General features: G+C 45.7%; 10 protein-coding genes, 1 other RNA gene and 1 pseudogene. 7 read left to right on the top strand and 5 right to left on the bottom strand.

All coding sequences use genetic code 11. The annotated features are described in order from the left end of the window. Positions 1–2190 (top strand): S9 family peptidase, encoded by a 2190-nt coding sequence (locus ACWJAO_RS02925; RefSeq protein WP_449139200.1) that lies wholly within the window; start codon positions 1–3, stop codon positions 2188–2190. 107 nt (positions 2191–2297) lie between these two features. Here ACWJAO_RS02925 and ACWJAO_RS02920 read toward each other — a convergent pair whose 3' ends face one another. The 3 genes from ACWJAO_RS02920 to ACWJAO_RS02910 form a co-directional block, all read right to left on the bottom strand. Next, entirely contained in the window at positions 2298–2831 is a 534-nt protein-coding gene (locus ACWJAO_RS02920) for a hypothetical protein (RefSeq protein WP_144151632.1), read from the bottom strand. Positions 2832–2892: 61 nt separating this feature from the next. After that, positions 2893–3756, bottom strand: coding sequence for a sigma-70 family RNA polymerase sigma factor (locus ACWJAO_RS02915; RefSeq protein WP_144151629.1), 864 nt, complete (start codon positions 3754–3756; stop codon positions 2893–2895). A 185-nt stretch (positions 3757–3941) separates the two neighbouring features. Continuing rightward, positions 3942–5411, bottom strand: a complete 1470-nt coding sequence (locus ACWJAO_RS02910) for a trypsin-like peptidase domain-containing protein (RefSeq protein WP_449139199.1) — start codon at positions 5409–5411, stop codon at positions 3942–3944. A gap of 426 nt (positions 5412–5837) precedes the next feature. Here ACWJAO_RS02910 and rnpB point away from each other — a divergent pair. The 6 genes and pseudogenes from rnpB (at position 5838) to ACWJAO_RS02880 (ending at position 10539) form a co-directional block, all read left to right on the top strand. Continuing rightward, an RNA gene (gene rnpB / locus ACWJAO_RS02905) (RNase P RNA component class A) lies at positions 5838–6238 on the top strand. A gap of 87 nt (positions 6239–6325) precedes the next feature. Further along, complete coding sequence (locus ACWJAO_RS02900) at positions 6326–6763, top strand: hypothetical protein (RefSeq protein ID WP_449139198.1); 438 nt, start codon at positions 6326–6328, stop codon at positions 6761–6763. Positions 6764–6809: 46 nt separating this feature from the next. Further along, complete coding sequence (locus ACWJAO_RS02895; RefSeq protein WP_118080795.1) at positions 6810–7217, top strand: YkvA family protein; 408 nt, start codon at positions 6810–6812, stop codon at positions 7215–7217. Positions 7218–7625: 408 nt separating this feature from the next. Further along, entirely contained in the window at positions 7626–8027 is a 402-nt protein-coding gene (locus ACWJAO_RS02890) for a DUF5053 domain-containing protein (RefSeq protein ID WP_006847481.1), read from the top strand. Positions 8028–8957: 930 nt separating this feature from the next. Continuing rightward, positions 8958–9278, top strand: a pseudogene (locus ACWJAO_RS02885) (hypothetical protein); the annotation flags it as partial. Between the two features lie 232 nt (positions 9279–9510). Beyond that, positions 9511–10539, top strand: coding sequence for an Rpn family recombination-promoting nuclease/putative transposase (locus tag ACWJAO_RS02880; RefSeq protein WP_449139197.1), 1029 nt, complete (start codon positions 9511–9513; stop codon positions 10537–10539). Positions 10540–11414: 875 nt separating this feature from the next. Here the strand turns inward: ACWJAO_RS02880 and ACWJAO_RS02875 are convergent. Together ACWJAO_RS02875 and ACWJAO_RS02870 are read right to left on the bottom strand one after the other, a co-directional pair. After that, positions 11415–11510 (bottom strand): smalltalk protein, encoded by a 96-nt coding sequence (locus ACWJAO_RS02875; RefSeq protein WP_153072405.1) that lies wholly within the window; start codon positions 11508–11510, stop codon positions 11415–11417. A gap of 96 nt (positions 11511–11606) precedes the next feature. Continuing rightward, the gene (locus ACWJAO_RS02870) at positions 11607–12281 is read right to left on the bottom strand and encodes an HU family DNA-binding protein (RefSeq protein WP_449139196.1); all 675 of its coding nucleotides are present in this window, start codon (positions 12279–12281) and stop codon (positions 11607–11609) included. Positions 12282–12764: the final 483 nt, after the last annotated feature.

Here is a 12764-nt window from a genome sequence, read left to right as displayed (position 1 = left end):
ATGAAAAGATTTCCAGTTTTTATTGCAACTGTCATGATGGTTTCAGCAATGCAAGCTGCAGATAAACTCGACCTGAAGGCCATTACCTCCGGCGAGTTTGCTGCCTCTTATGTTACCGGTATTAACCCTATTGATGGCACCGATTTGTACGCTTCTATCAGCAATGATGGCAAGCAGGTTATCAGTTATTCGTTCAAGACGGGCAAGCAGATGAGCATCCTCTTCGATGTGAACGCAGTCAAGGCTCCCTTCGAACAGATTGAGGGTTATGTAATCAGTCCTGATGGCAAGAAATTGCTTATCATGACCCATCGCGAGGCTATCTACCGCCGCTCGTTCAAGGCAGAGTATTTCATATATGATATTGCCAAGAAGAGTTTGAAGAAGCTCTCTCAGGGCGTTAACCAGCAGGTGGCTACCTGGTCGCCTGATTCACGCCACATCGCCTTCGTTAAGGATAACAATCTCTTTGTTACCGATGGAGATAAGGAAACCCAGATTACCCGCGACGGTAAGTTCAATGAAGTAATCAATGGTATTCCTGATTGGGTTTACGAAGAGGAGTTCAGCTTCAACCGCGCCTTTGCATGGAATGCGGATGGAACTGCCATCGGATGGATACGCTTCGACGAATCTCACGTAAAGACTTATTCTCTGCAGATGTTCGAAGGTTCTCATCCTATCCGTAGCGAGTATCACGACTATCCTGGAGAGTATTCCTATAAATATCCTAAGGCAGGACAGGACAACTCTAAGGTGAGCCTCTGGAGCTATGATATGAAGAACGGCAAGACCGTGGCGCTCGATGTGCCTGTAGATTCTGACGGCTATTATCCACGCATCAAGACATCGCCAGACGCCAACAGTCTGATTGTCTATACGATGAACCGCCATCAGGACGACATGCGCCTCTATGCAGTCAATCCTTTCACCGGCAAGAGCAGGATGCTCATCAAGGAGAGTGTGCCTAAGTTTGTAAAGGAAGAGGTGATTGAAAACAGCATCGTGGGCAAGAAGAACATCCTGCTGCCTAGCGACCGCGACGGCTTCATGCATCTCTATCTCTATGATATGAACGGCAAGCTCCTGCGCCAGGTAGAGAAGGGCAACTATGATGTTACCTCTATCTACGGAATGGATGAGAAGACGGGCGATGTTTATTTCCAGGCTGCCAAGCTCAATGCGCACGACCGCCAGGTTTACGTGGCTCATAAGAACGGAAAGGTGGAGCGCCTTACCGATGCGGCTGGTTCCAACTCGGCTTACTTCTCGGGCGATTACCGCTATTTCGTCAATACCTGGAGCAGCTACAGCCATCCTTATGTCTTCACCGTACGCAGCAACAAGGGCAAGCTTATCAAGACATTGGAAGACAACAAGCAGCTGCTCAAAAAGACCCGGAAGTATAATTGGGGCAAGCGCGAGACTTTCTCTTTCACCACTTCCGAAGGTGTGAAACTGGACGGCTGGATGGTGAAGCCTGTAGATTTCGACGCCAGCAAGAAGTATCCTGTCATCCTCTTCCAGTATTCCGGTCCGGGCAACCAGCAGGTGCTCGATTCATGGAGCACGGGCAGTATGGGCAATGGCGGTGCTTTCGATTATTTTCTTGCACAGGAAGGATTCATCATTGCCTGCGTAGATGGTCGCGGAACAGGTGGTAGAGGAGCAGAGTTTGAGAAGTCTACTTATCTCCGTCTGGGCGATTTAGAGTCGAAAGATCAGGTTGAAACAGCTCTCTACATGGGTTCTCTGCCTTATGTAGACAAGGATAATATCGGCATTTGGGGTTGGAGCTATGGTGGTTTCAATACGCTGATGAGTATGAGCGAGGGCCGTCCTGTGTTCAAGGCAGGTGTGGCTGTGGCTCCTCCTACCTGCTACCGCTTCTATGATTCGGTTTATACTGAGCGCTACATGCGTACTCCTCAGGAGAACGAGGAGGGTTACAAGGTGAACCCTATCGAGCGTGTAAAGCAGCAGCATGGTGCGTTGCTTATCTGTCACGGATTGGCAGATGACAATGTTCATCCGCAGAATACCTTCGAATATGCTGAGGCTTTGGTCCAGGCAGACAAGGACTTCAAGACCCTGTGGTACACGAACCGTAATCACGGCATTTCGGGTGGCAATACCCGCAACCATCTGCTTCGCCAGATAGCTAACTGGTTCAAGCAGAACCTGAAGTAGAAAATGATATGATATAAAAAAGTGAAGCCATTCCCGGCTGAAAGGGAATGGCTTCTTAATTTAATGTTATCCTCATTACTTTGCAGAGTAAGGATAAGTTTGATTTCTTATTCAGTTTTAGCGCCTTTTCTGCGCTTTTCTTTCTTGGCTTTCTTAGCCTTCTTCACTTTTACCTCTTCAACCTCTTCATCGTTTGGCTGAACAGATGAAAAATGAAAATCTGTAGAGTTGATGGTCTTCACCTGATAAGGGCTAGGCGCATCGTTCATCTGCTGTCCGTTCTTTGCCTTCTTAGCCTTTGGCTTCTGAATGTATCTTGCATAGAGCTTGTTCCATTTCTTTTCAGCCTTCTTCTGGTTGAAGTCAAACATCACGATACACGTGCGGTTGCCGGCACCTTTCTGCTCCAGATAGTCGCGCAACTGGTATGAATAGTTCTCGCGGCTTACCAGAAACTTGCTCTTGCGGGTGAAATAGGCAGAATCAACCTTCTGAACGTCTGTGAAATAGACTGTAGAGTCATTAAACGACGAGGCAAATCCAAAGATGTATGCAGTCTTAACGTCGTTCTTGGCTGATGCAGAGAGCGAGCTGAAACATGCTAATGCAATAGATGCTAATGCAATTTTTGTAATTTTCATTTCTTTTTCTGTCTTATTTTGTTTTGTGCTGTCTGCCCCATCAGTCATGCAGGATCTTTCCTTATCCCAGATAGGACTTCAGCAGTTTATCTGTCGTACTGTTCCGGAGTCGCCTTATCGTTTTTTCCTTGATCTGGCGTACTCTTTCCCTGGTGAGATGATACTTGGTTCCGATTTCTTCGAGCGTCAGTTCAGGTGTTCCTATGCCATAGAAGGCAGCAATGATTTTCTGGTCTTTGTCCGGCAGCGTCTTGAGCAGTCTTTCTATTTCTGCTCTCAGCGACTCTGTCAGCAGTTCATTGTCGGTCGGATCATCCGAATTGGCCATCAGGTCGAGCATGCTGCCATCTTCATCATCAGAAAAAGGAGCATCCACGCTCAGGTGGCGACTTGTCGATGTAGCCTTCATGGCGTCCTCTATCTTGTCTTCCGGCAAGTCTACGCGGTCAGCCATTTCATCTACACTCGGTTTGCGTTCAAATTCCTGTTCGAACTTACTCATCTCTCTGTTAATCTTGTTAACGCTTCCCACCTGGTTGAGCGGAAGGCGCACAATTCTGCTCTGCTCGGCTATGGCCTGCAGAATGCTCTGGCGAATCCACCATACGGCGTAAGAGATGAACTTAAAGCCTCGGGTTTCATCAAACTTCTGTGCGGCTTTGATAAGCCCCACGTTTCCTTCGTTGATAAGATCAGGCAAACTGAGCCCCTGGTTCTGGTACTGTTTGGCAACAGACACCACGAAACGGAGATTGGCTTTTGTTAATCTCTCCAATGCCCTACGGTCACCTTTTCTTATACGCTGAGCGAGCTCCACCTCTTCATCTGTAGAGAGCAGCTCCTCACGAGCAATATCTTGAAGATATTTTTCTAACGATGCGCTTGCGCGATTCGTAATTGATTGAGTAATTTTTAATTGTCTCATGCTGGCATCAAATTTTAAGTAGTTGCAAAAATACACTTTTTTGTTTAAATACCAAAAAAAATAGTAGATATTTTTCAGAAATACCTACTATTTTATTGTTTTTTGTCTGTTTCTTGAGTTTTTTGGCAGTAAAAATGCCTTTTTCACTACTCAATCATGAGACGTTTCTCTTAAAACTCTTACCCTTAGTCTTTCTGCAGCGGAACTGCGAAGTAAGCCTTCTTGCCTGTTGGCCATACACCCTGGATGTAGAGCACTGGGTCCTTGCTGGTAGAAGCACTCTTTACAGCCTTCTGCAGGTCATCAATCGTATTGATGTTGTTGTCGTTGATGCGCTGGATGATGAAACCGCGTGAAATGCCACCATCCTTCAGGGCACCGCTGTTCACCTTCATCACCTCTACACCATACTTGATGTTGAGCTGGTTCTTCTGGCTCTCAGTAATAGGGCGGAAGCTGCCGCCGAGCACATCGAGGTCGGCACTCTTGATAACCGAAGTATTACCCTGGGCATTCTTCAGCGTAATGGTCTTGGTGCTTGCCTTCTTGTTGTGCAGGTAGGTGATGCTCATCTTGTCGCCAGGGCGCTTGCCGTTCAGGATTTCCTGCAGCTCAGCCATCTTGGTCACCTTCTTGCCGTCAACCTTGGTAATCACGTCACCTTCCTTCAGTCCTGCCTCAGCACCGTTGCCGTCTTCATCTACCTTGGCAATGTAAACACCCTCGTTGGTTCCCAGATCCACTTCCTTGCCGTTCTCCTTCTGGGCGTTGATATAGTTCAGCACATCGCTTCCCTGTATGCTCAGCATCACGCGCTGTACGCTGCCGTATTTCTTCAGGTCGTCTACCACCTTGTTCATGATAGAGGTAGGGATGGCGAAACCGTAGCCGGAGTAAGAACCGGTCTGAGAATAGAGCATGGCGTTGATGCCTACCAGTTCGCCCTGGGTGTTGACGAGTGCACCGCCCGAGTTACCTGCGTTGATGGCAGCATCGGTCTGGATGAAACTCTCTACACCGTTGGCACCGAGCGAACGTGCCTTGGCAGAGATAATGCCGGCTGTAACCGTATTGTTCAGTCCGAATGGGTTGCCCACGGCGATGACCCATTCACCCACCTTCACCTTGTCGCTGTCGGCGATAGGCAGGGTAGGCAGGTTCTTGGCGTCTACCTTGATGAGGGCGAGGTCGGTAGTCTTGTCGGTTCCGATGATGCGTGCCGAGTATTCGCGGTTGTCGTTCAGTGTTACGGTCAGCTCGTCAGCACCCTCTACCACGTGGTTGTTGGTAACGATGTAACCGTCTGAGCTGATGATGACGCCCGAACCTGTAGCCTCTCTCTTCGGAGTCTGCACCTGCTGCTTGCGTGTACCTCCGTTGCCCTGTCCCGGGTTGCCGAAGAAGCCGAACGGGTCGAAGAAACCTCCGAATGGGTCGTCCTGAACATCTACCGTCTTCACCTTCGAGTTCTGTACGTATTTAATATGTACTACAGCAGGCAGCGCCTTCTCGGCAGCATAGGTTAAGTCTACAGGCTGACCTGCTGGTGCAGCGGTAGCTGCAGGTGTAGCATTAACTTTCATGAAAGCACCGGCTGAAAATGCGAGCGAACCAACGCAGAGCACAGCCACAACATAATTACTTAATTTTTTCATGTCTCTTATTTTTTTATTGTTTACATTTCTTTTCCTTGGAACTGCAGCAGCTAATATCATGCCAAAGTCAGCTTGTCATGCATCGCTCTGTTTTCCGGTTGCAAATATAGGGTCATTTTTTGATATTCGGTTCATTCTCTGCATAAATTTATTCCGTTTTAACATTTCAAATTAACACTTTAACGGCTATTAAACAAGAAATGCCCTAAATTCACAAATATTTGAATGTCAGTATGAAAATTGTAGTTTTGTATATGAAACTATCTTTTGCGGATTGCTGAATATCTGTTAAAGGAAAGAGGTCTAAAAACACGGTTTAACCGACAAAAAGAGTGAAAAATAGGCTTGCGAATAACTAATGATGCATAAAAAAGTAAGGAATCGTGCGAAAGTATCAAAAGTTTTTTGTACTTTTGCATATCGAAAGCAGTGCTCCGGTCTGTCGCTGGCATCTTTTCAGGTGCGAGAGGAAAGTCCGGGCAGCATAGAGCATCCCACTTCCGAAACTAGAAGCTATTGGTGACAGTAGGTGTCGGTAGAAGAAAAAAACCGCTTTCACTTATCCCGTTTGTCCAGTCTGGGGTGGTGAGAGTAAGGGTGAGAAGGTGGTGTAAGAGACCACCAGCTGGCGGGTGATCGTCAGGCTGTGCCATCTGGGAGCTGTAAGCTCATGTATACCGCAGATTGAGGGCGGCTCGTCCGATTGCCTTCGGGCTGCTGTGGAGGGTAGAGTGCTTGAGCCCAAGGGTGACTTTGGGACTAGATAAATGACAGACATTCTTATTTCGGTAAGAAGACAGAACTCGGCTTATAGGGGCACTGCTTTTCTTTTCTTTTTCTGCATCGCAGCCGCTATATATATAATAAGGTATAAGATGCATTCATTTTAAACGATTTTAAAAACTAGCAAGATTATGAAACTCAGAGAACCGGAAAAGCAGATATTAGATGATTTCGAACATAAGGTAACGGGCAAGATAGCGAAATATGGCAATGAGTCCGATTTCCCGAAGTTGGAGAACTATGGCATTACCCGCATGGAGCTGGATGATTATCTTTTCGATAAGCAGGCGATACTCGACATGGGCGGTTCCAAGCGCAGCCAGCTCACCATTGGCGGTTTCATCACCGTCCTCCCCGTATTGGTGCTGTCCTCTTTCCCCGACAAGTCGCCTATCTATGAGAATGGCAAGATGCTCGCCACGGTCATCGCCGTCATCATCGGACTGCTGCTGGCGTGTTTTGTCAAGGCACTTCTCCAGATGATTATCGCCTATCGCGTGAACCATCATAAGGAGCCTAAGATGGAGACCTTCATCAAGGCAGTCCTCTTCTACGAGAAGCGGTCGTAACCATAAACTATAAAATATAAAATATAAACTATAAACTATAAGTAGTATGACATTACCAGACTTTATGGACTATAAGGACAAGTTCACCCAGCGTGCATTTGTCGAGAAGATTTCGCATGTTGCCAAACGTGCCGGTGCCAAGATGGTTTATACAGCGCTCATTCTCTATTATACGTTAGAGAGTGACAAGGTTTCGCTGAAGGACAAGGCTCTGATCGTAGGAGCATTGGGCTACCTCATCAGTCCGCTCGATGTCATTCCTGACGCCATTCCTATTGCCGGTTTGGGCGATGACCTAGCCGTATTGCTGTTTGTACTCAAGAAAGTTTGGGGCGAGGTTTCAGAAGATGTAAAAGCAAAGGCTCAGGACAAGTTGAAGAAGTGGTTTGATGAAGATGAGATTCCATCAGCCGATGACCTCTTCAAGGATTCAGCCACCGATACACCGGTTTGAAAATGATAATGACCCTTAATGACTTTGACCCTTCATGACCGGCTATCTTTTCCATACCTTATATATATATAAATAGGTGAAACATTTCTTTCCTGCAAAGATACGCTTTTTTCCGCTCATTTCCCATATCAAGACGTTAAAAATGTGTTATACATAATAAATTTATTATGGGATATTTGTACATATCAAAATTATTATGTACCTTTGCAATCGAGTTAAGGAACATGTTTAATCAATTAGATTTTTAAGCTATGCAAGAAGATTTAGAAAATGAAATCGAGAGAAAGAAGAAGGAAATCGAAAAGAGACTTGATTATCTCTTAGATGACCTTTCAAGACTGATGAAGAATAGAAAGTAAAGTTTCACTTCCCCTCCTTTGGGAGGAGATTATAAAATATATTATTGATATGGAAAATATTAAGATTTTATTGGAGGAATATCAGTCTCTTGCTGGTAATACCGATGCAAGGAGCGAAGAGCGAAAAAAAGAAATTATCGCTAAGTTGGAAAAGATGGATAAGGATGCTGTTGCTGAAGTGGCAAAGCCATTCGTGGAGGAGAATGTAACTCGCCTGGAGAGCGAAATGAAAGCTCTCCGAAGCCAGATAGATGCGGAGGATTACAAACTGCTTCCTATCTCTTATATTGCCAAGACCTATTTCAATAAGAGCGCATCATGGCTTTTGCAGCGTCTCAACGGATATCAGGTGCGTGGAAAGATTTATACGCTCAACCAGGAGCAGAAAGGCATTTTTAACCAGGCAGTCAAGGAAATAAGCAATCGCATCAGTGCATTGCAGTTAGCATAGCTAACATGTTCGATAACTCAACTCAGTCCCCGACACGATTCCGTGCCGGGGACATCAGCGACTCAACGCCTGCATGAGCAATATTAAAGCGGATTTACAAGCAACCGTTTTCTGATGGTCAGAAAGCTTAAACATAGTTAATACTACGATTAGTATCTCCGCTTTTGCAAAGTATATCGATATGAATGCATCATTGCTCAGGCAATATGCCGCTGGCATCAAGGTGCCACAGTCCAAGAGCTTGAAAAGAATAAGGCAAGGCATTGCCAAAATAAAAGGAGATTTAGACGCTGGTCTCTTGATAGATAAACCAGTTCTACAGTATGTTTGAACGATGTGCAACCAAAAGTTGGTTGTACTTCATAAAAATTAAATGAACTCTTGAGCCCCTAGTGCGAGATGCATCGGGGGCTTTTTCGTTCCGTCAGATTCCGGAAAATCATTCCTTTTCATTCCCCTCCCAAAACGACCGCTCTCCTCATATTGAGGTGGGCAGTCGTTTTGTTTGTATGCTCGGCATGAGCTTATTCTAATGGGTGCAAGTTCCTAACAAGCCCTAATAGCGGGAATTGTATAGCCAATAGCAAGGGTGTCCACTGCGAGGTGGAATCTGAAAGAAGCTGGCGGCAAACATCTGACCTAACGTACAGAAACTTCATATAAGGCATTTGACCATGGATGAGATTGCCAAACAAATCAAAGTCCTATAGCTATTCGGAATGGTTGGTGTAAATGAAGTGGGTATAAGATGGAAAGAATAAGCCCTTATCCGAGGAGGTCTCACAGACATGGCGATTAGTTGCCTTTACGAAAGTCATGGAGTAAAGCTTGCTGTGAGAAGTCAGCAGATGCCATAGTAGTGGAGTTCTCGATAACGCTCCATGAAGGGCAGAACCTATAAATTAAACGATAGTAATTGAAACGTACCTTATGAAGGAAAGAATGCAGAAAACATTGGCAGAAGTCAAGGGCTGCCCACAGAAAGATAGGACGGAATCCGAAGGATATGTGGGAGTGCAGATCTTCATGTGGATATGTGAAGACAACATCGTGGAAGTACCATTCGACAAGGAACACTTATTGGAGCGTTTCTTCGACACGGTGTGCCACAGTAAACTCATAGAAATCCTCAGCCGCACGATAAAGGACGGTAGGGTGATAAGCCTTATCCACAAATATCTCCGCAGTGGTGTGATGAACAAAGGCATGTTCGAGGCAAGTGAGGAAGGCACTCCCCAAGGAGGACCGTTGCCGTATGCGGAACCGCATGTACGGTGGTGTGAGAGGTCGGAAAACGAAAGTAGGAGAAAAACTACTTCGTTTTCCTCCTACTCGATTTTAATACAGATACTTGTTTTAACTCAATTCTGATAAAAAACTCCCAAAAAGTTTGGAGATTAAACCAAAACACCTTATCTTTGCACCAAAGATACATTTTTTTAAAAAGTATCAGTATTAAAATAGATATAAAACGGCAAGGAGTATGAAACAGGTAGAAGAAAGATATATCAGCTTGCTCACCGATTTCGGTTTCAAGCGCATTTTCGGAACGGCAATGAATAAGGATTTACTCATCTGCTTCCTCAACAGCTTGTTCAATGGAAGACAAGTTGTAAAGGATGTCTCGTTCCTGAATCCGGAGAAGGTGGGCGACCTCTACACCGACAGAAAAGCTATTTTCGATGTATATTGTGAAGGAGAAAACGGCGAGAAGTTTATCGTTGAAATGCAGAATGCGTATCAGACCTACTTCAAAGACCGTGCTCTGTTCTATTCCACCTTCCCGATTCGTGAGCAGGCACCCAAGGGTAACGAATGGGACTTCAAGCTCAATCATATTTACACGATAGCCCTGCTTAACTTCAGAATGAACGAAGAGGCCTTTGATAAGGAGGAAATTCGCCATCATGTACAGCTCTGTGATACTGCCACGCATCAGGTATTCTACGACAAGCTGGAGTTCATCTACGTGGAAATATCCAAGTTCAACAAATCGCTTGAGGAGTTGGAAACGCTCTACGACAAGTGGCTCTATGCCCTTAAGAACCTCTACAAGCTCACCCAGCGTCCTAAGGCTTTATACGACAAGGTCTTCGACCGACTTTTTGAAGAAGCCGAGATTGCTAGATTTACTCCGCAGGAGCAGCGTGAATATGAAGCCAGCAAGATGGCATATCGTGACATCAAGAATTCGATTGATACCGCCAAGCGAGAAGGAAAAGAAGAGGGACTTGCTGAAGGCATGGAGAAAGGCTTAGCCCAAGGAAAAGAAGAAGGACTTGCTGAAGGCATGGAGAAAGGCTTAGCCCAAGGAAAAGAAGAGGGGCTTGCTGAAGGCATGGAGAAAGGCTTAGTCCAAGGAAAAGAAGAGGGGCTTGCTGAAGGAATGGAGAAGGGTATGAACCAAAAGAGGCTGGAAATTGCAAAAAAAATGCTGGCAAAGGGCATGGATGAAAACACCATTATGGAAATAACAGGTCTGACCCAGGAGCAAATCCGTTCTATTATGTAAAGGCTAAAAGTATGGTATTTGCCGATTGCAGTTTTCCCGATAGGTATGGATAGTAACCTATACGCCCTGAAAAAGCAAGTAAGCCCCACACGCCCTAAAAGGGCGTGCTGCTTCAGGAGCTTTTAGGCCTTAAACCCGTTCTTGGAACCACTTGCGAAACTCAGTAAATAAGAGAAGAGAGAGATCCTCTCCTCTCTTTTATTTGTATGCTCGGCATGAGCTTATTCTAATGGGTGCAAGTCCCTAACAAGCCCTAATAGCGGGAATTGTATAGCCAATAGCAAGGGTGTCCACTGCGAGGTGGAATCAGAAAGAAGCTGGCGGCAAACATCTGACCTAACGTACAGAAACTTCATATAAGGCATTTGACCATGGATGAGATTGCCAAACAAATCAAAGTCCTATAGCTATTCGGAATGGTTGGTGTAAATGAAGTGGGTATAAGATGGAAAGAATAAGCCCTTATCCGAGGAGGTCTCACGGACGCATGGGTGAAGATGAATCATTCGATGTACCATGACGGAGTAAAGCTTGCCGTGAGAAGTCAGCAGAGGTCATAGTACCCAAGGCACGTGTGCTTATAGGGAAGGACTGAATCGTGCAGTGCAATAGTAATTGAATGTTACCTTGTGAGACTCCTCGTCAGATGTCCGAAAGGAACTCTCTATCCAAGACGATAGGACGGAATCCGACAATAGGATAGAAGTGACGCTACTCATAGGGATAACTGAAATCAACTTGCCACACATCGCAAGATGAGAAAGCACGAAACCGCCGTATGCGGAACCGCACGTACGGTGGTGTGGGAGGTCGGTAAATGTGAAAATAGGAGGCAAATGCCTTTTATGATTAGCATTTACCTCCTACCCGATTTTTTATCCCATGCAGCTCGTTACTCCGAGCGTAGTAGCGATAGCGGTCAGAATGCTGATGGCTATCTGAAGAATTGTTTTCCAAGTGTTCGCTTTCATTTTTTTGAATGTTGAATGTTGAGTGTTGAATGTTGAATTTTTTGTGGGCGGATAGGCTGGGCTAGGGGCTAGCACCCTAGCCAGTCTATCCTTGGGCTATTCAAGGCCGTTGCCAGTATCGTCCTTGCCGGTAGTGCCGCCGCCTGATTCAGAGCCTTGGCCTTCGCTACCGGTCTGACCGGTGTTTGAACCACCTGGGGTAGAACCGCCTGGCGTATTATCCGGAGTGGTTGGTGCGTTGAGGTCTACGTTGGTCTTACCCTCCTTAATCGCCTTGATAACGGCTGCCTGAGCACTGCGGCTGGCTACGAGGTTGAACTCGGCGTCATCGCGAAGGTTCTTGAACTCCTGACCAGGCTCCCACTGAACCTTCACGCCAGTGATGTTCTGTGCGGTGAACTTGTCAGCATCCTCGGCACCCTTTGAGGTGAGAAGGAGAGAGAAATCACCAAGATCGCCCAGACGGATTTTCTTGCCCTCAAGCAACATCTCACGCATGCAGTCTACGGCAATGTAGAGGATGGCGCTGATGTCGGCTCTCGAATAGACACTACCATGTGAAGTGATGTGCTTGGCAAACTTCTCGATGGTCATGATGTCGGTGTACTGCGAGATAGCAAAAGCGTTCTGCTTCTCAGTCTTCACGAGTTCCAGGTCTTTCTGGTCAGGATTCTTACCCTCCTTCTTCGCCTGGTTGATGCGTGATTTAGCCTGGTTGATTTCCAGAAGATTTGCGTTCACGCTACGCATTACGATGCTGTAATTAATCATAGTCGTTTGTAGTATGTTTAGAGTCCTTTGTTTTGCAACTCCCCAGAACGCCCCGTTCCTGCCGTTTTCGGGGTCTTCATTGATGACCGGCGCCTGCCATCATTTATGACCCGTCTAGGTCTTAATAGAAGACCCGAGCAAGGCACAAAAGGCTGTTCTTTCGATTGCCGGTGCAAAGATACAACATTTTCGGGCAGAATACAAGCTTTCACCCTGACTTTCTATGCGAGAAAAGCTATAAGTGGCTGTAATACAATAAGTTCTATTGGTTTTTTATCTGAACTTTATTGCAGAAACAATGAAAAAGCAAGAAAAGACTCGGAAGTAGCTGAAGAAATGAAAAGGGGTCATTTGGTGTCAATGTCATTTAGGGTCATTTGGAAAAGTAAATGTCACTTTCTTTGCTATAGTATATATAAATATTTATTTATATATACTATAGTGACTTTTTAACTCTCGGAAAACATAATGACCCTAAATGAC

It is taken from the genome of Segatella sp. (genome assembly GCF_977051555.1).
Note: the sequence above shows the minus strand (reverse complement) of the source record. Positions and strands in the feature narration are given on the sequence as shown.

What these genes read in the sequence shown, in the direction of transcription:
- ACWJAO_RS02890 (WP_006847481.1), top strand. Translation starts at nt 7,626, where the DNA reads ATGGAAAATATTAAGATTTTATTGGAGGAATATCAGTCTCTTGCTGGT.
- ACWJAO_RS02895 (WP_118080795.1), top strand. Translation starts at nt 6,810, where the DNA reads ATGACATTACCAGACTTTATGGACTATAAGGACAAGTTCACCCAGCGT.
- ACWJAO_RS02875 (WP_153072405.1), bottom strand. Translation starts at nt 11,510, where the DNA reads ATGAAAGCGAACACTTGGAAAACAATTCTTCAGATAGCCATCAGCATT.
- ACWJAO_RS02880 (WP_449139197.1), top strand. Translation starts at nt 9,511, where the DNA reads ATGAAACAGGTAGAAGAAAGATATATCAGCTTGCTCACCGATTTCGGT.
- ACWJAO_RS02915 (WP_144151629.1), bottom strand. Translation starts at nt 3,756, where the DNA reads ATGAGACAATTAAAAATTACTCAATCAATTACGAATCGCGCAAGCGCA.
- ACWJAO_RS02900 (WP_449139198.1), top strand. Translation starts at nt 6,326, where the DNA reads ATGAAACTCAGAGAACCGGAAAAGCAGATATTAGATGATTTCGAACAT.
- ACWJAO_RS02870 (WP_449139196.1), bottom strand. Translation starts at nt 12,281, where the DNA reads ATGATTAATTACAGCATCGTAATGCGTAGCGTGAACGCAAATCTTCTG.
- ACWJAO_RS02910 (WP_449139199.1), bottom strand. Translation starts at nt 5,411, where the DNA reads ATGAAAAAATTAAGTAATTATGTTGTGGCTGTGCTCTGCGTTGGTTCG.
- ACWJAO_RS02925 (WP_449139200.1), top strand. Translation starts at nt 1, where the DNA reads ATGAAAAGATTTCCAGTTTTTATTGCAACTGTCATGATGGTTTCAGCA.
- ACWJAO_RS02920 (WP_144151632.1), bottom strand. Translation starts at nt 2,831, where the DNA reads ATGAAAATTACAAAAATTGCATTAGCATCTATTGCATTAGCATGTTTC.